This window comes from Chlamydiales bacterium (assembly GCA_041395025.1).
GTDB lineage: Bacteria > Chlamydiota > Chlamydiia > Chlamydiales > JAAKFR01 > JAJACP01.
The window spans coordinates 920,637-937,497 of the sequence record JAWLBH010000001.1 but is presented as its reverse complement, the minus strand read 5'-3'; the positions used below and the strand labels follow the sequence as shown (position 1 = coordinate 937,497).

The following is a 16,861-nucleotide window of genomic DNA, read 5'->3' as shown; positions in this document are numbered from 1 at the left end:
ATTTAATTATTATTTGTCCAGTTAAAATTAATATAAACATTTTCCTTTTACCTAAAACACAAGAAAATTTTGGAGTCTTTGTATGAATCAAAAAAATTCAAATGACGATAAGCAACGTTCTACTCTTACCCCTCCCGATAAAATAGTCTCTGAAGAACTAAAAGAACCTCGGATACAGCCTGAAACTCCTCTTACTGTAACGAAAATTTCTGAATTACAACAAATGGATATTGAAGAGCTAAATAATCAAGCTCGTCATTATGGAATTAAGAATATGGCTTCATTAACAAAGTCCCAGATGGTCTTTGAAATTGTTAAGATTAAGTCTACAAGACCAGATGAAATGCTCATTGGAGAAGGTGTCCTGGAAGTTCTACCTGATGGTTTTGGATTCCTACGCTCACCAACTTATAACTATTGTCCTTCTGCTGAAGATATTTATGTCTCTCCTGCACAAATTCGCCGTTTTGATCTTAAAAAAGGAGATACTGTCATTGGGACCATTCGCTCTCCTAAAGAAAAAGAAAAGTATTTTGCTCTCTTGAAAGTAGAAACAGTCAATGGCTCGACTTCGGATAAAGCTAAAGAACGCGTGCTCTTTGAAAATCTCACACCTCTCTATCCTAATCAACGTATTGTGATGGAAACGACAAAGGAACGTCTTTCTGAACGAGTTCTTGATCTGATTGCTCCTATAGGTAAAGGTCAGCGTGGATTGATTGTGGCTCCCCCTCGCTCTGGGAAAACGATGATCTTGCAAAGTATTGCTCATGCCATTGCAATTAATCATCCAGAAGTCAATTTGATTGTACTACTGATCGATGAGCGTCCTGAAGAAGTGACAGATATGTCACGTATGGTCAATGGAGAAGTTGTAGCTTCTACCTTTGATGAACAACCAGAACGACATATTCAAGTTGCTGAAATGGTCATTGAGAAAGCACGTCGCCTTGTTGAACATGGTCATGATGTTGTCATTCTTCTCGACTCAATTACTCGGCTAGCACGCGCTTATAATACTGTTCAACCTCATTCTGGGAAAATTTTGACAGGAGGGGTGGACGCAAGCTCTTTACACAAACCGAAACGTTTCTTTGGTGCAGCTCGTAATATCGAAGGAGGAGGCTCCTTAACTATTCTTGCTACAGCGCTTATTGAGACAGGCTCACGAATGGATGAGGTGATCTTTGAAGAATTTAAGGGGACAGGAAACATGGAACTTGTTCTTGATCGACGCTTAGCTGATCGTCGTGTCTATCCTGCGATTGACCTCATTAAAAGTGGAACGAGAAAAGAAGAGCTTCTCTACCATCCATCTGAGCTAGAAAAAGTCTTTTCGTTAAGAGGAGCACTTGCTGACTTAACTCCTCTCGATGCAATGAATCTTTTAATTGGAAGACTTAGAAAAACAAATAGTAATGCAGAATTTCTGCTCTCTTTTAAAGACTAGGAAACTCGATAATGTGAATTTTCTGTTTAGATTATCGAAACTCCCTAATTAAGAAGATGAAAATCGTAACTCTTTGATTGAATTGAACTAACAACTGAAAACCTTAACTACCCAATCATTAGATGATAAATGGAATGGAATTCTGTTGATGTTTAAAATGGTTATTCAATCTTTAAAAGATGCTTTTTAGCCTTGGAGATTAGGTAAGTAATTGGTTAATTCAAATAATTTTCCAATTGCTTAGCCACATCTGGATTATCTGCGATGGATTGATTAAGCTTTGCCTGAAAAGCTGAATGGGGAATTAATTCATGTAATAATCTATATTGAAATTCAGAATCATCTACATCCCTAAAATACAGAAGGGCAAGAGGATTGAGATCAATCGCATCTAACATAAAATCAGAATCTTCTTTTAACAACGAACCAAGATAAGGTATTACCTCTATCCCAATGTTATCAATCGCATCTAACATAAAATCAAGATCGTTCTTTAGCTCTAGATTTGCATAAGCTAATACACCTACTCCTAGCTCCTTGATAGAGGTTAGCATAAACTCAGGGTCATTCTTCAGATCAATATCAGCATAAGCCAAGGTCTCTATACCTATTTCCTTACCAGTCTTTAGCATAAAATCTGCGTCTTGCTTGAGATGAGAAGCTGCATAATCTAGTCCATCAAGATTAATCTTTCCAACTTTTATCATAAAATCTGCATCGTTCGCTAAAGAAGAATCTGCATAAGTTAGTGCCTCTATATTTATTTCCTGAGCAGCTCTTAGCATGAAATTCTTATCTTTCTTAAGATGAGAATCTATATACCCCAGTCCATCAAGATTAATCTTTCCAACTTTTATCATAAAATCTGCATCGTTCGCTAAAGAAGAATCTGCATAAGCTAGTGCAGAAGGATGGATGGTAACAGCTCTTAGCATAAATTGGGGATCTTCTAGTAAAGAAGGGTGTGCATACATCAAGACATCTCGACCTACTAATTTAAGTGCTTCTAACATAAAATCAGAATTTTTCTGTAAATCTGAGAACTCATGAAATAATTCATGAGCGCTCCTTCTATAGATTAAATTTAAATTAGATATTTTTACTTCTAAATAAAAATTTAGATGACTTAATGAAATAATCCCACATTTTTTCAACAATTCCAATACAAAAGCAGAATCATTTTTGAGGTTAGAATCAGCATAAACTAATCCTTTTAAATTTGTCTTAGCCACTTCTAGCATGAATTTGGGATCTTGCCTGAGAGACAAGCTTGCTTGACTTAATTTTTCCTCACTTTCTTGTTTAAGATCATCAATGATAGATTTTTTCATCAGATATTCTTTAAAATCAAAAATAGCAACTATCATATTCCCTACAAAAGGGAATAATAGCATCACTGACCTTTTTGCCTCTTTCGCATCTAATTGAGTGTAAATATGAGTATCATCTAGATTTTCTTTTTTCAGGCTGTGTCGATATCCATATTTTTTGAATAATTTTGCTCCATGAATAAAAGTACTCACAATAGGAATGCGATCAGTCAATCGATGCTCATATCTATGTTTGTAAAAAGAATTATTTTCTCTTATTGTCATAAAAAATTTTTTGTTATTTATTTAATAATAACAAAAAAACCTTTTTTATTATATTATTAATATATAATTTTAAATTTATATAAAGATTGTTTCTTTGAATAAATAAGATCTTTTTATTGTCTTTAAGAGATTGAATGTAATAGGCTTAAAAGATAGGGAGCCAGATAGGCTCCCTGTTTTCGGAAAGAGAGGGATTCGAACCCTCGATACCCTTACGAGTATGCGTCCTTAGCAGGGACGTGCTTTCGGCCTCTCAGCCATCTTTCCAGATTTGGAATAGTGATTCAGTCATATTAGAGGTCTAGATCTTTTATCTCAAGTTAGGTATTGTCGCTAGTATGCAAGAGAAAAAAATCAGAGCGACTCCCTATTCCAAAGAATCAGAAATGATGGTACTAGGCTGTATGTTGTCGAGCATTAACAGCATGAATATTGCTGCAGATGTCCTCCATGAAGACGATTTTTACTTTACTGAACATCAAATCATTTTTCGCGTATTAGTAGGAGCCTATCGCCAAGATAAGCCAGCTGATGTACATCTCGTATCCGAGGAATTAAAAAGGCTAAAAAAACTTGAGGCTATTGGAGGAGCTAGCTACTTAATCACCTTAGCTCAATATGCTGGAACATCTGCTTATATTGAAGAGTATATTGAAATTGTTAAGTCAAAATCGATTTTACGTAAGATGGTTCAAGCAGCACAACTGGTTGAAAAAGATGCTTTAAAAGAACCAAAAGATGTTTATGGAGCTCTTGATGATGCCCAATCTCTTTTCTTTAAAATTAGTCAAACAACGAGTCATCATCCTGGTCTGTTAATTTCCGATTTACTCAATGGCTTAAACACCTCTTCACAAACTCCTTTCCTTAAAGAGTTGCAAGAAAGACAAGAAGCTTGTCGGTTAAAAGGACCAGATGAACCAAAAATCACAGGCATCCCTACTCATTACATTGATCTAGACAAATTAATTGATGGATTTAATCCATCCAATCTTATGATCTTAGCGGGTAGACCAGCTATGGGAAAAACTGCTCTGGCTCTAAATATTGCAGAAAATATTTGTTTTAAGAATAAAATGCCTGTAGGCATTTTTTCTCTCGAAATGACTGCTGAACAGCTTATGTTAAGGATGATCTGTTCTCAAGCTGAGGTAGAGAGTGAAAAAATTCATACTGGATCCTTAAGTGGTATGGAATTTCAGCGCATCGTTGCTGCTGTTGGTGAGATGCAAAAACATACTATGGTGATTGATGATCAACCAGGACTAAAAATTACTGACCTACGAGCTCGGGCACGAAGACTCAAAGAAAGTTATGGAATCCGTTTTTTGGTCATTGACTATCTCCAGCTAATTGTTGGATCAGGATCATCTCGCACCATGGAAAATCGGCAAAACGAAATTTCAGAAATTTCCCGAATGTTAAAAACTCTTGCTAGAGAATTAAATATTCCCATCCTATGCATGTCTCAACTCTCGAGAAAAGTTGAAGATCGAGCCGGTCATCGTCCTATGATGAGCGATCTAAGAGAGTCTGGATCAATTGAACAGGACTCAGACATCGTGATGCTTCTACTACGCCGTGAATACTATGATCCGAATGATAAACCTGGAATGGCTGAGCTAATTATTGCAAAAAATCGCCATGGAAGAGTAGGAAATCTCTCTTTCTCTTTTGTCAAAGAGATTGCCCAATTTCGTAATTATACATCGGTGCAGATCGAAAGCTTTGAAGACTCCTTTGCAAATATCTAAAAATCGATTAAACTTCTAGGAATTTATCATAAATCCTTAGGTGTATAATGTCGTCTGTTAAGAAAAAAAGAAAATGTAAAATTGCTAAGCATAAAAGAAAAAAACGTCGTCGTCGTGATCGTCACAAAAGTAAATAATTTTTATGGATTTTCCTGTTGATTTTGAAGTCATTGTAGTGGGAGGGGGGCATGCTGGCTGTGAAGCTGCTTTCGTCACTTCTCGTTTAGGTCTTCGTACTCTACTTTTAACAATGAATCTCGATACAATTGCAAAGATGAGCTGCAATCCCGCGATTGGGGGAATTGGCAAGGGACATTTAGTACGAGAGATTGATGCATTAGGTGGTGAGATGGGTAAGGTGACTGATCGATCAGGAATTCAATTTCGAATGCTAAATGCAAGTAAAGGACCTGCGGTATGGGCTCCCCGTGCCCAAGTTGATAAAATTGCCTATCAGACTGAAATGAAACACCGTTTAGAAAAAGAGCCAAATCTTCATATTTTTCAAGGTACAGTTGAAGGTTTTCAAGTCAAAAATGACCAGATTACAGCTGTCTTTACAAAAGAAGAGATCACTTACCACGGCAAAGCAGTCATTCTTTCATCCGGAACATTCATGCGAGGACTCCTTCATATGGGAGAAACTCACTTTTCTGGAGGACGCGCAGGTGATAAACCATCAGTTGGCCTCTCTCTTTGCCTTGAACAATATGGTTTCAAACTCGGTCGTCTGAAAACAGGGACTCCTCCAAGAATTAATAAACGCACGATTGACTTCTTACAAACTGAAGAACAACCTACTGAAGAAAACGTGTATTTCTCATATAGTGAGAAGTCCTTAGAACGCTTGCCACAGACTCCCTGTTGGATTACTTATACATCTGAGGAAACAAAAGCGACTGTCGAAGCGAATATCCACCGCTCTCCCCTCTATTCAGGTAAAATCCAAGGGATTGGTCCTCGTTATTGTCCTTCAATTGAAGATAAAGTGATTAGATTTGCTGATAAAAAACGACATCAAATCTTTCTTGAACCGGAAGGATTAAACACTGAAGAGATTTATGTGAATGGAATTTCCTCGTCTTTACCTCTTGATGTCCAAATAGCAATGATCCAAACAATTCCGGGGTTACAAAATGCACAGATTATGCGTCCTGCCTATGCTATCGAATATGATTTTGTCTTGAGTGGGCAAATTCAGTCAACACTTGAGACAAAACTCATTAAAGGTCTTTATTTAGCTGGCCAAATTAATGGAACGACAGGTTACGAAGAAGCAGCAGCGCAAGGCTTAATTGCTGGAATCAATGCTGCTAGAAAAATTCTGAACAAGCCACCTTTTATCCTTAGTCGTAACGAAGCTTATATCGGTGTGATGATAGATGATCTAACAACAAAATCTCTTCGAGAACCCTATAGAATATTCACCTCTCGTGCTGAACACCGTCTTTTATTAAGACAAGATAACGCCGATTTACGTCTCTCCCATTATGCCCATGAATTCGGGCTGATTAATCGTACTCGCTATCGTGAAATAGAAAATAAAAGAGCATTAATTGTGAATGAAATTCAACGGTTAAAAACGATCTATAAACAAGTCAAAGGAAAAGGGCTTTCAATAGCTCAGCTACTTTGCCGTTCTGAAAATACTTATGTCTCTCTTATGGATGAATACTCAGAAATAGAAGATTACGGTGTGGAAATTAACTTTCAGATTGAAGTTGCCCTCAAATATGCAGGTTATATTGATCGACAAAATCAAGATATCGCACGTTCTATTCAATTCGAAAATATGAAAATTCCCTCTAATTTTAATTATAAAAAAATCCATGGAATGCGCAATGAAGCAAAAGAACAGCTTTCGCTTTTTACCCCCCAAATGGTGGGTCAAGCTTCCCGCATTTCAGGAGTCTCCCCAGCGGATATTCAAGTCTTAATGATTGCCCTGAGACATGAAAATCGTCCAGCTTAACCATATTCCCATTCTTGAACAACTATGGATTGAAGAAGCGCTTTTACGTAGTGATCATCAAAACTGGTGTTTGATCAATACTGGATCCCCTCCAGCCATTGTCATGGGAATTTCAGGAAAACCTCATCTAGTCATCAATCTAGAAAAAATAGAGAATGATCAGATTCCAATCATTAAACGGTTTAGTGGAGGAGGAACTGTATATATAGATTGCGACACAGTATTTACGACTTTTATCTGTAATGTTGAAGAGATAGGTGTTCTGGCACAACCCAAAGCTATCTTAGAGTGGTCAGAAAAAATTTACTCTCCTCTTTTTAAAAATTTTAGCTTGCAGGAAAACGATTACATTATAGGTAACAGAAAATTCGGTGGAAATGCACAATACATTCAAAAGGGGCGATGGTTGCATCACACCTCATTTTTATGGGACTATCAAATAGAAAAAATCAACTATCTTCTTCTACCCAATAAATGTCCAAAATACCGAAATAATCGCTCGCACACAGATTTTCTTTGTAATCTACGTCCTTATTTCCCGAAAAAGGCTCAATTTATTGAAGCTTTATCTGAGCATTTCATGAAAATATTTAGTCCAGACATTGTTTCCAAAAGCTCGATTCTGAACATTTTGAAACGACCACATCGGCAAGTTAGTAACCGTATTGATCTATAGGAGCTCCTCCTAAATATCCGTGACACTTAAAAATAGAGAGAGATTTCGATAGGGATCGATTTGTCACATATAAAGGATAGATGCCTAAATAAACAACATCTTCAAAATAAGGTTTAAGTAGTTGAAGATAGTGCTCTTCATAAGTCATAGTTTCCTTATCACTTTGTAAAACAATGAAATAGCCTGTATTGTGCTTTTCACAATCTTCCATTTGTGGCCAATAGGAAAATTGGTTTTTACGACTATGGCTAATATTAAAAAAATAAGCTCTTTTTTTAAGAGGAGAATAAAAACTTAATAGACTAGCTGTCTGATACTTATTTCCCATTAAAAACTCAGTTTGAGGATCATAATCTATCTCTTTAAGAATATCTTCTAGAGCATGCCATCCAAGAGTTTGCTTAAAAGTATAATCGGGAATAATAAACGCAAAACAGATGAGGCTGACTGAAAGCCAAGTTCCAATATGAAGTAAAAAACGGAAACGAGGATAAGCCATCCAACTAATTAGAACAGAAACAGGAGAGTAAAGATAAGCTGTCCAATTGGGTTGAATTTTTTTAAAAATAGCGATGCCTAAATAAATTAAAATCGCCATTGGAAAAGCACTGCAAAACAATAGAGGACGATTATTTTCTTTTGATAAAGCAAAAAAAGCCCTGATCAGGAAAAAAAAATACATTGGAGAAAGCAGTCCTACTTGTGCCATCAAGAGAGCAAAAAAATTCCCTCTTTTCCCTCCAATAAAAACACTTCCAACATGTTTAAAGGTCGCCCATTCATGAGAAATATTCCAGTAAATTGAAGGAAGGAGTGCAACAAGGGAAATAAGTACTCCAGAAATAATAGACCATTTACGCATCTTTGGAAAAAAGATAAGAAAAAAAAAGGTCAAAGGCCAACAAGCAAATGCTATCCATTTATACAGTGCGCCTAAAAAAATCCATCCCCCTACTAAAAGATAATTTGGTCCCTCGTCTGCCTCTATGTTTTTTACAATAGTAGCAATAGCTAGAGTCAAAAAGAAAATAGCTCCTCCATCTGTTGTTGTAGCTAAAGATAAATAGACACCAAGCGGAGAAAAAGCGATCACGATTCCCGACCAAAAGGCTTGCTTCTCTGATTGCTTACAACAGATTGCAAGATAGTAGACAGCAAGAGGCAGTAAAAACCCCACCATGAGTGCACCTAATCTCACTCCAAATTCTGAATGACCTAACAGAGCAGTTGTTAACCAAATTTGCCAAGCAATTGCAGGAGGTTTTGAATAATATCCCCAGTCAATTGCTTGACTCCAAGTCCAGTATTGTGCTTCATCTGGAGAAAGACCCAAATGAGAGAAAGTGATGATGGCACCTAAAATCATGGTCTTACCCAAAAGCAGAACAATCAGAATAAAAAATGGTGAAGAGAGAGACTTTTCTGAATTTTGATCGATCGCTTGTGTGATCATCTTTTCCTTATTGATGAAAGTATAAAGGAAGATCTCTTAGAAAGAGAAAAATCGTATAGACGATTATGTGTCATGAAAGTGAAGAAGATCATGAAAAGCTTGAAGAGTGACCTCGCGTCCAATCACTGCAATACTCTCAGTAAGAGGAAGATTTTTTGGACAGACTTGGACACAATTTTGCGCATTCCCACAATCACTAATCCCTCCTTCTTTCATCAAAACACGTAGGCGATGACGTTTTGCAATTTGACTTGTTGGATGAGCATTGAACAGACGCGCTTGTGAGATAGCTGCTGGGCCAATAAATTGAGAACGTGTATTTATCTGTGGACATGCTTCAGAACAACATCCACATGTCATACAAGTTGCGAGAGAATGGGCAAGTTTTTGTTGGGCTTGGGACATAGGTGGTCCAAAACCTTCTGCACGTGATCCTCGACTTTCAATCCAACCACGAATTTGTTTAAGATTATCAAACATCTGATCGCGATTAACTACTAAATCTCTAACAAGAGGAAATTTAGTCAATGGTGCAATGGTAACCGTATGGTTACCAGTCTGAGTATAATTTTCGATCAGTGCAGTACAAGCTTGACGAGGTATGCCATTAATAAGCATAGAACATGATCCACATACCTCTTCTAAACATCCATCTTCCCAAACAACTGGAGTGACTTTTTTCCCTTCAGATGTTACGGGGGACCTCTGGATCTCCATCAAAGCACTAATGACATTTTCTCCTGATCGAAGGGGAAGTTCAAATGTTTCCCAATACTGTTGATTAGGATGACCACGGTAGATTTTTAAAACAAACCTCTTCATATGGGTAATGTGATTTTTTTAGGGATATTTTTCAAATTATCTCTCTTTTTTTGAGCCACTGTATAGTCTCGAGGCTCTGGGTCTATATGACGAATATCTACAGCTTCATAAGTAATTTTAGGTTCATCGACATCATAGGCAGCAATGGTTGTTTTGAGCCAATTTGCATCATCACGTTCAGGAAATTCAGGTTTAAAATGAGAACCGCGGAATTCATTGCGCAATAATGCACCTTTTGTCACAACTAGGGCAAGCTCAAGCATCGCATGAAATTGATGAGCAAATTGAAATGTATGATTCGCAAATACCCCTTTGTCATCAAGTGAAATATGGTGATATCTTTCTCTTAGCTCTTTGATTTTTTCTAAGGCTTTTAGAAGATCTAAATTATTACGCTTGACTGTGACATGACTAATCATTACCTCACCAAGCTCTTCATGAAGACGATGGATATTTTCTGAACCATCACGATGGATAAGTTCTTTTTTAAATTCTTCTTCTTTTTTTCTAGCCTCTTCAAAGTAAGTTTGTGGACAATCTCCGCTCATTGTCTCAAGATAGTGTGGAATCTCTTCCCCTACGACTAATCCACTGTAGATACAAGATAGTAATGAATTTGCACCAAGTCGATTTGCACCATGATATTGATAATCTGATTCCCCGCAATTAAAACAGCCAATTAAGTTGGTCATCTGACGAAAACGTGTATGACGATCAATATCATCAGCAGCAGGCCAATCCACCCAACCTCCCCCCATTGAATAATGGACAGCAGGAAAAATCTTCATTGGATGTTTTCGTGGGTCTTCTCCTGTAAATTTCTCATAAATATCTAATACTGATGCAAGCTTATCTTGTTTTTCTTTAGAGAGATGACATACATCAAGATAGACCTGATTATCTCCATTAATCCCTAATCCTAATTCGCAAACTCTAAGGACTTCTCGTGCGCCTACATCCCGACTGACTAAATTGCCATATCCTGGATACATTTCTTCAAGAAAATACCAAGGTTTTCCTGTTTCTCCACAAGGGATCATCTGACCATTAGGAGAGAGAATCGATTTAGATGCATCACCTGGTACCCATAGTCGCCCTCCTTCTCCTCTGACTGATTCAGAAATAAGACGCAATTTATCATGCCCAGGAATCGCGGTAGGATGTATTTGAATAAATTCTCCATTCGCATAATGCATTCCTTGCATATAGAGACGTCCATTCGCAGCTCCCGTACAAAAAGTGGAATTAGTGGTTTTCTTAAAGATTAAACCTGGTCCCCCTGTAGCAAAAACAGCCGCTTCTCCTTTTAATATTTCTAATTTCTGATTAAATAAATTCATAAGAATTACGCCACGCACACGTCTATTTTGATCAAAAACAAGACGGACAAACTCATGATTCTCAAATTTCTGAATTCGATTTTTTACTTCCCACTTACGCACTTGTTCATCAAGAGTGTACATCAACTGCTGACCTGTTGAAGCCCCACAAAATACTGTCCGATTATAGAGAGTCCCACCAAAACGACGGGCATCAAGAGCGCCAGACAAAGTACGATTAAAAGGACACCCAAATCGATCCAACATCTGAATAATACGAGGCGCTGATAAACACATTTCAAGAACAGGTGGTTGATTAGCAAGAAAATCCCCCCCTTTAATCGTATCGTATGCATGAATCTCTGGAGAGTCTCCCTCTTCTTTGAAATTAAGTGCAGCATTGATGCCTCCTTGCGCACATACAGAATGAGAACGCTTGACTTTTGTGACAGAAATGAGCTTAACATGGCATCCATTTTCTGCTAGGCGCATCGCAGCAGATAAACCAGCTAGACCTCCTCCTATCACGAGAACATGTGGATGCACTTTTTTCATCTTAGAAACAAATTTGTCCAATAGGTTCCCCAGGCAGCAATTAGCCCAAAAAACATGACTATAGTCATTAGTATTTTTATCACCCAACGCATAATTTTCTGAGAACGATTCGTAAGAGTCAACCCCCAAGAAATCATAAAAGTCCATAATCCATTAAAAGCATGATAGACAGCTGCAATGACTAAAACCGAATAAAGCATAACCAAAGTAGGGCTTATGAATGTTTCACGCAGAATTAAAAAAAATGCTGTTCCCATGTTTTGAGCTAAGACGAGCACTTTCCCCTTTTTTAAGGAAATTTTTTTAAGGAATTCCATCCAATCTTTATTCTCTCTCAATTCCGATAGTGGATCATAAGATTGATCGGAAATTGAAACCCTTGGAGAGGAATTTTCTAAATGTGATCTTTCTTCTTCTATCATTCTTAATTGGTCAGAAATTTCATCCTGGTGATAAATTATGATGTCTAGTTTTTCTGCTATAAGACGAAGCCCAGCATCATAAGATAGAATTGAAAAATAGAAAACTTTTCCATGAGATTGAATTTTTATTGGATATTCGATAAATCGCATGTGAATCACGTGGGCGATAATTCCGATGATAAGTAGCCAAGATGTAACCCTCTGCCAAGTAAATGCTCTGTTTCTTGCGTACATAGGAAGCGCTGGTCTATTTCCTCTAGTTTGAAAAGAATTCCATCGTGATGTTAAGGCATATTTTACCCCCCAAAGACCATGGACTAAAAATGGTAATCCTAAAAATAGGATTTCAATCGCTTTCAAATAAGGAATTTTGTGAATCGAATTAACCATCCGAATAAATCCAGATCCGTAATTCTTAAAGAAAAATGCCATGTGTGCATTGATAAAAAGGTGCTCAAACAAATAGATAACCAGCCATAATCCAAGTAGAGAATGAAGGCGGCGCAAAACAAATGGGAAAGGCAGTCTAAGAGATGAGTTAGATGAAGATTTCTTTTTACTCATTGGCAAAGTCATGATAACACAAAATTAACATAAGAAAAGCCCCTTGTAAAATAGATTTACTTTTGATCATTGTCTAATGAAAATTAGAAATAGAAGAGGTCTTAAAAAAAATAGCTTAATGTAGATTCAAGATCAAAGTTGATCTTTTTCTCACCTTCTATACAACTTACTGAGAGTTTAACTTAAATAGAGTTTCTCCATTTCTAGACGTTGCCATGGCAAATTCTGCAAATGAAATTTTTCTTATCTCTGCAAGAAATTTTGCTGTTTCAATGAGATAAGAGGGTTCATTGATTTTCCCTCGATAAGGCATAGGAGCTAAATAGGGTGCATCTGTTTCGATTAAAAGACGATTGAGTGGAATAGATCGAGCTACTTCACACAATTCTTCACTATTTTTAAACGTGACAATTCCACTTAAAGAAATATACCAATCACGTGCAATTAACTCTTTTGCCTCAGCAAGGGTACCAGTAAAACAATGAAGGACCCCTGAAACTGGTTTTTCTTTATCTAATATCCGAAAAAGATCTTGGAAAGCATCTCGACAATGAATGACGATAGGTAATCCATTGTCAGCAGCGAGTTTTAAATAACGACTTAATAACTTCTTTTGATCATCCATCGATTCTTTCCAATAATAATAATCCAAACCAGTTTCGCCAATAGCAATTAAAGATTGGGTATCGACATTTTGCATCACCAATTCAAAAAATTGTTCCGCTTCTTTTTGAACCTCATGAGGAGTGGTAGCAGCTGCATTGTAAACCCATGGATATTGACTAGAAAGTGTTAAACCAAGTGATAGTTCTTTAGGATTGGTACAAATATTAATGATCTTCTCAATACCCAAAGCTTGTGCCCTTGCAAGAATCAGATCAATATCTTTAAATAATTTAACATGTGTAAGATGGGCATGAGAATCAATCAGCATAAACAGTCGTTTGTGAAGGGGTGAGTTTTTCAAGATATTTATATACGATACTTCCACTCAAAGTTTGAGGAAGCACGTAAGGTTTCTCGTCAGGATGACCCGAATAAAGAACATATAATGGAACTCCTGTTCGGCCTAAATTGTCTAATGCCTCAGTAATGACTGGATTTTTTTTTGTCCAATCTGCTGTCATTTTAACCACACCTTTATCATAAAAAGCTTTTTTAAGATCTGAAGAGTGTAGAATCGCTTTATTCGCCTGACAAATTAGACACCATTTTGCTGTAAAATCTACAAATACTGGGATTCCCTGAGCGCGTAATTCTTCTACACGCTGGGGATTATATACTTCCCAATCCTGCTCAAAAAGAGCATGAGCTACCTCAACATTACGATGTTGCTTCGTAACAAATATTACAATGGTACCACCTAATAAAAAAAGAGCAACAGCAAGAGTAGTCGAGAGGATCCTTGTGATTTTTCTCTTAGTGGGGAGGCTCCATTTACCAAAAATCCATCCCCCAAGAGCTAAAATTACCATCACAGATAAAAGAGCAAAGGTGGCCATATTGTCAGTTTGTGCTCCAAATATCCATATGAGCCAAACAACGGTCCCCATCATCAAAAATCCCATCAACTGTTTAAAGATCACCATCCAATTTCCAGGTTTTGGCAGAAAAGAGATAAGTTTGGGAAAGGCAGAAAAAATAAGATAGGGAAATGCCATGCCAAATCCCATCATGGTAAACACGGTAACTGCTAAAAATGGAGAAAGGGTCATCGCAAATCCAAGTGCTGGCCCTAATAGAGGCCCAGTACAAGGAGTGGCCACAAGTGTAGCAAGAATACCGCTCATGAATGAGTTTTTCAATGATGAGCCTCCAGAAGATTCTACTTGTTGACTTCCTAAGGAAATCATCGATGTGCCAAGTTCAAATACTCCAAACAAACTTAAACCTAATAGAAAAAGCATTGCTGCTAAAATTGCGACAAAAGCTGGTTCTTGTAATTGAAATCCCCAACCAATACTTTCTCCACAAGCACGCATGATCAAAAGCGCAATAGAGAGAATCCAAAAAGATACGAGAACCCCTAATGCAAAAACCCCTCCATGCTTTAAAACTATCTTTCTTCTCTCATGAGCGATTTTGACAAATCCAAAAATCTTCAAAGCAATCACCGGTAAGACACATGGCATAACATTAAGAATTAATCCACCTAAAAAGGCAAATAGCAGCGCTAATTTAATATTTAATGTCTGATGTGCTTCTGCCCCAATCTGTTGAGTCTCTTTAGGAGGGGTATTGATTTGAATCGCTTTTTTGACACTAGTGCCTTTTTCAGAAACAAGTAAAACACCTTTTAACGCAGAAAGTTTATTTGTAGAGTGCATTTTCTTTAAATTTAAGATAATCCCCTCTTGCTCAATTTTAAAAGACTGGGGTGCTCCATAATCAACCACTTCGGCGTCTTCAGAGATAAATTGCATCTCTTCGATCTCTCCAAAACTTCCTGGTTTAGGTTTAAAATTCATTACAATTTCATCTGGTTGTAATTGAACAGTTAAATTCCCTTGATCTTCTAACTGACGAGGAAGAGCCTCTCTTGCTTTTGCAAATAGACCACTTTTTTCCACTATTGCGACAGGCTCAGAATTATTGATAGGTAGAGATAGACTAATATGAGCGTTTCCTGGAACGCATAAGTCTTTACACGCTAACCAGTTTACATCGGCTGCTAAAGTAATAGACCCGTTCTCTATATTTTTAGGGGGGAGGATTTTTGAAAGAAGCAGAACAGTATCCGTATAACCAAAAGCAACTAGAGAAGAATTTTTAAAAATTTTAGGATAAGGCCATTCAAGTGGCCCTGCTATAAATCCTTTGGGTAGCTTCCAATTCACCTGAGTAGGAAAACCTGAATCACCAGGATTCATCCAATAGGTATCCCATCCTTCTGCCATTTTTAATTCAATACCTAACCAAAAAGGACGTCCTGGTTTTATTGAATTCTCTTCTGCTACAAGTTGCACTTGTACAGGTGAATCGATTGTCTGATCATTAGAACTAGATCCTAAAAGAGGAGAAAAAAAAGAAAATAGCACTAAACTAGAAAAAAATAATCGCTTCATATCCCCCCAAAACGAAAGTAGTTGAGGAAAAAATTATATATCATCATCATCTGTAAGTAAAGAATTAAAAAATTACATACAACACGAATTCTAATTCTTAGATTTGAATACATATGGAGATTTATGAATCCAATCATTCATGCCTACTATACTTCTGACCTCTTTGGGAAAGGAATTTTTTTATCTTTACTTCTTTTATCTATTGCGACATGGACGATTTTTTTTAAAAAATTCATAGCACAAAAAAATATTCAACGAGTGGGAATCGTTTTTCAATCTTTATTTAAAAAAAAATCTTCAAATCCTCTATCAATTGAAGTATATGAAAGTCATCCTTACGCAAACCTCTATCAAATTCTAAAAAAAACTACTATCGAACTCCTTGGAAAAAATAAAACTGTAATTAAAAAAGAAAATATGACTCTATCCGTTTCTGATATTCATCTCATTGAATCCTATTTAATCAATGTTGTTTCCACTGAAACAAAAAAAATGGAGGGAAATTTATTTATCTTATCGACTGTTGTGAGTTTGGCTCCATTTTTAGGTCTTCTTGGTACTGTTTGGGGGATTTTATTAACATTCAATGAATTGCAAACAACCATCTCAATCAATTCAAATACGACAATTATGGGTGGACTTGCTATGGCACTTGGGACGACGGTGGTTGGATTATTAGTCGCAATTCCTGCATTAATTAGTTATAATTACTTGCGTTCTGCAATTACTCAGTTGTCTGGTGATTTGGAAGAGTTTTCTCATCTCCTTTTGTCTGCTGTTGAATTACAATACCGCCAGGTGGAAATTTCGTGAAGCAGAGAAGATCTCCTATTCTTGAAGAAGCACCTATTAATCTGACTCCCTTGATTGATGTTGTATTTGTCATTTTAATCATGTTTATTGTCGTTGCTCCACTAGTTGAAATCGATCGACTAGAACTAGCAAAAGGAAAGGGTCTTAAAGAACCTTTTCAACAAGATAAAAATCTGACAATCCGTGTCTTTTCCGATAATACAATCACTTTCAATCACCAACAAGTCACACTCGAACAACTTCAAAACTTATTAATTCATGCTCATACTAAATCTCCATTAACTTATCCTCAGCTCTTTCATGATCGCCAAGCTTATTTTGGGACTTATCAATCGGTTAAAAATGCAGTTGAAAAAGCAGGTTTTACTCAACTTGATGTTCTTTTAAACCCACAATAAAAA

Annotated in this window: 14 protein-coding genes and 1 tRNA gene; 7 read left to right on the top strand and 8 right to left on the bottom strand. The window is 36.8% G+C overall.

Annotation, left to right across the window (positions count from 1 at the left end):
* Positions 1-82 precede the first annotated feature (82 nt).
* The gene (gene rho, locus R3E91_04275; GenBank protein MEZ5315407.1) at positions 83-1,450 is read left to right on the top strand and encodes a transcription termination factor Rho; all 1,368 of its coding nucleotides are present in this window, start codon (positions 83-85) and stop codon (positions 1,448-1,450) included.
* A gap of 215 nt (positions 1,451-1,665) precedes the next feature.
* On the opposite strand, the gene R3E91_04270 is transcribed toward rho, so the two are convergent.
* Positions 1,666-3,045, bottom strand: a complete 1,380-nt coding sequence (locus R3E91_04270) for a DUF4116 domain-containing protein (protein ID MEZ5315406.1) — start codon at positions 3,043-3,045, stop codon at positions 1,666-1,668.
* 180 nt (positions 3,046-3,225) lie between these two features.
* A tRNA-Ser gene (locus tag R3E91_04265) sits at positions 3,226-3,312 on the bottom strand.
* A 71-nt stretch (positions 3,313-3,383) separates the two neighbouring features.
* Here R3E91_04265 and dnaB point away from each other — a divergent pair.
* Genes dnaB through R3E91_04245 form a run of 4 tightly spaced genes read left to right on the top strand, consistent with a single transcriptional unit; the run spans position 3,384 to position 7,447 of the window.
* Positions 3,384-4,799, top strand: coding sequence for a replicative DNA helicase (gene dnaB / locus R3E91_04260; protein MEZ5315405.1), 1,416 nt, complete (start codon positions 3,384-3,386; stop codon positions 4,797-4,799).
* Positions 4,800-4,846: 47 nt separating this feature from the next.
* Positions 4,847-4,936, top strand: coding sequence for an AURKAIP1/COX24 domain-containing protein (locus R3E91_04255; protein MEZ5315404.1), 90 nt, complete (start codon positions 4,847-4,849; stop codon positions 4,934-4,936).
* 5 nt (positions 4,937-4,941) lie between these two features.
* The gene (gene mnmG / locus R3E91_04250; GenBank protein MEZ5315403.1) at positions 4,942-6,771 is read left to right on the top strand and encodes a tRNA uridine-5-carboxymethylaminomethyl(34) synthesis enzyme MnmG; all 1,830 of its coding nucleotides are present in this window, start codon (positions 4,942-4,944) and stop codon (positions 6,769-6,771) included.
* Complete coding sequence (locus R3E91_04245; GenBank protein MEZ5315402.1) at positions 6,752-7,447, top strand: lipoate--protein ligase family protein; 696 nt, start codon at positions 6,752-6,754, stop codon at positions 7,445-7,447. The genes mnmG and R3E91_04245 overlap by 20 nt, the downstream gene beginning before the upstream one ends.
* Here R3E91_04245 and R3E91_04240 read toward each other — a convergent pair.
* The 6 genes from R3E91_04240 to R3E91_04215 all read right to left on the bottom strand — a co-directional run bounded on the left by R3E91_04240 (position 7,425) and on the right by R3E91_04215 (position 15,647).
* Entirely contained in the window at positions 7,425-8,900 is a 1,476-nt protein-coding gene (locus R3E91_04240; protein ID MEZ5315401.1) for a glycosyltransferase family 39 protein, read from the bottom strand. The genes R3E91_04245 and R3E91_04240 overlap by 23 nt on opposite strands.
* A gap of 63 nt (positions 8,901-8,963) precedes the next feature.
* Positions 8,964-9,731, bottom strand: a complete 768-nt coding sequence (gene sdhB, locus R3E91_04235; GenBank protein MEZ5315400.1) for a succinate dehydrogenase iron-sulfur subunit — start codon at positions 9,729-9,731, stop codon at positions 8,964-8,966.
* On the bottom strand, positions 9,719-11,596 hold the full coding sequence (sdhA, locus tag R3E91_04230; GenBank protein MEZ5315399.1) for a succinate dehydrogenase flavoprotein subunit: 1,878 nt from the start codon (positions 11,594-11,596) through the stop codon (positions 9,719-9,721). The genes sdhB and sdhA overlap by 13 nt, the downstream gene beginning before the upstream one ends.
* Positions 11,593-12,582 (bottom strand): hypothetical protein, encoded by a 990-nt coding sequence (locus tag R3E91_04225; protein MEZ5315398.1) that lies wholly within the window; start codon positions 12,580-12,582, stop codon positions 11,593-11,595. The genes sdhA and R3E91_04225 overlap by 4 nt, the downstream gene beginning before the upstream one ends.
* A gap of 166 nt (positions 12,583-12,748) precedes the next feature.
* On the bottom strand, positions 12,749-13,549 hold the full coding sequence (locus tag R3E91_04220) for a TatD family hydrolase (protein MEZ5315397.1): 801 nt from the start codon (positions 13,547-13,549) through the stop codon (positions 12,749-12,751).
* Positions 13,506-15,647 carry a protein-disulfide reductase DsbD family protein gene (locus tag R3E91_04215; GenBank protein MEZ5315396.1) on the bottom strand — a complete coding sequence of 714 codons (2,142 nt, stop codon included), beginning with the start codon at positions 15,645-15,647 and terminating at the stop codon, positions 13,506-13,508. Before R3E91_04215 ends, R3E91_04220 begins: the two co-directional genes overlap by 44 nt.
* Positions 15,648-15,770: 123 nt before the next feature.
* On the opposite strand from R3E91_04215, the gene R3E91_04210 reads away from it, so the two are divergent.
* The gene (locus tag R3E91_04210) at positions 15,771-16,460 is read left to right on the top strand and encodes a MotA/TolQ/ExbB proton channel family protein (GenBank protein MEZ5315395.1); all 690 of its coding nucleotides are present in this window, start codon (positions 15,771-15,773) and stop codon (positions 16,458-16,460) included.
* A complete protein-coding gene (locus tag R3E91_04205) occupies positions 16,457-16,858 on the top strand; it encodes a biopolymer transporter ExbD (GenBank protein ID MEZ5315394.1) in 402 nt (133 codons plus the stop codon). Before R3E91_04210 ends, R3E91_04205 begins: the two co-directional genes overlap by 4 nt.
* Positions 16,859-16,861: the final 3 nt, after the last annotated feature.

Coding starts and splice junctions, on each gene's coding strand:
- sdhA (MEZ5315399.1), bottom strand. CDS start 11,596: ATGAAAAAAGTGCATCCACATGTTCTCGTGATAGGAGGAGGTCTAGCT.
- R3E91_04245 (MEZ5315402.1), top strand. CDS start 6,752: ATGAAAATCGTCCAGCTTAACCATATTCCCATTCTTGAACAACTATGG.
- dnaB (MEZ5315405.1), top strand. CDS start 3,384: ATGCAAGAGAAAAAAATCAGAGCGACTCCCTATTCCAAAGAATCAGAA.
- rho (MEZ5315407.1), top strand. CDS start 83: ATGAATCAAAAAAATTCAAATGACGATAAGCAACGTTCTACTCTTACC.
- mnmG (MEZ5315403.1), top strand. CDS start 4,942: ATGGATTTTCCTGTTGATTTTGAAGTCATTGTAGTGGGAGGGGGGCAT.
- R3E91_04215 (MEZ5315396.1), bottom strand. CDS start 15,647: ATGAAGCGATTATTTTTTTCTAGTTTAGTGCTATTTTCTTTTTTTTCT.
- R3E91_04255 (MEZ5315404.1), top strand. CDS start 4,847: ATGTCGTCTGTTAAGAAAAAAAGAAAATGTAAAATTGCTAAGCATAAA.
- R3E91_04225 (MEZ5315398.1), bottom strand. CDS start 12,582: ATGAGTAAAAAGAAATCTTCATCTAACTCATCTCTTAGACTGCCTTTC.
- R3E91_04210 (MEZ5315395.1), top strand. CDS start 15,771: ATGAATCCAATCATTCATGCCTACTATACTTCTGACCTCTTTGGGAAA.
- R3E91_04240 (MEZ5315401.1), bottom strand. CDS start 8,900: ATGATCACACAAGCGATCGATCAAAATTCAGAAAAGTCTCTCTCTTCA.
- R3E91_04270 (MEZ5315406.1), bottom strand. CDS start 3,045: ATGACAATAAGAGAAAATAATTCTTTTTACAAACATAGATATGAGCAT.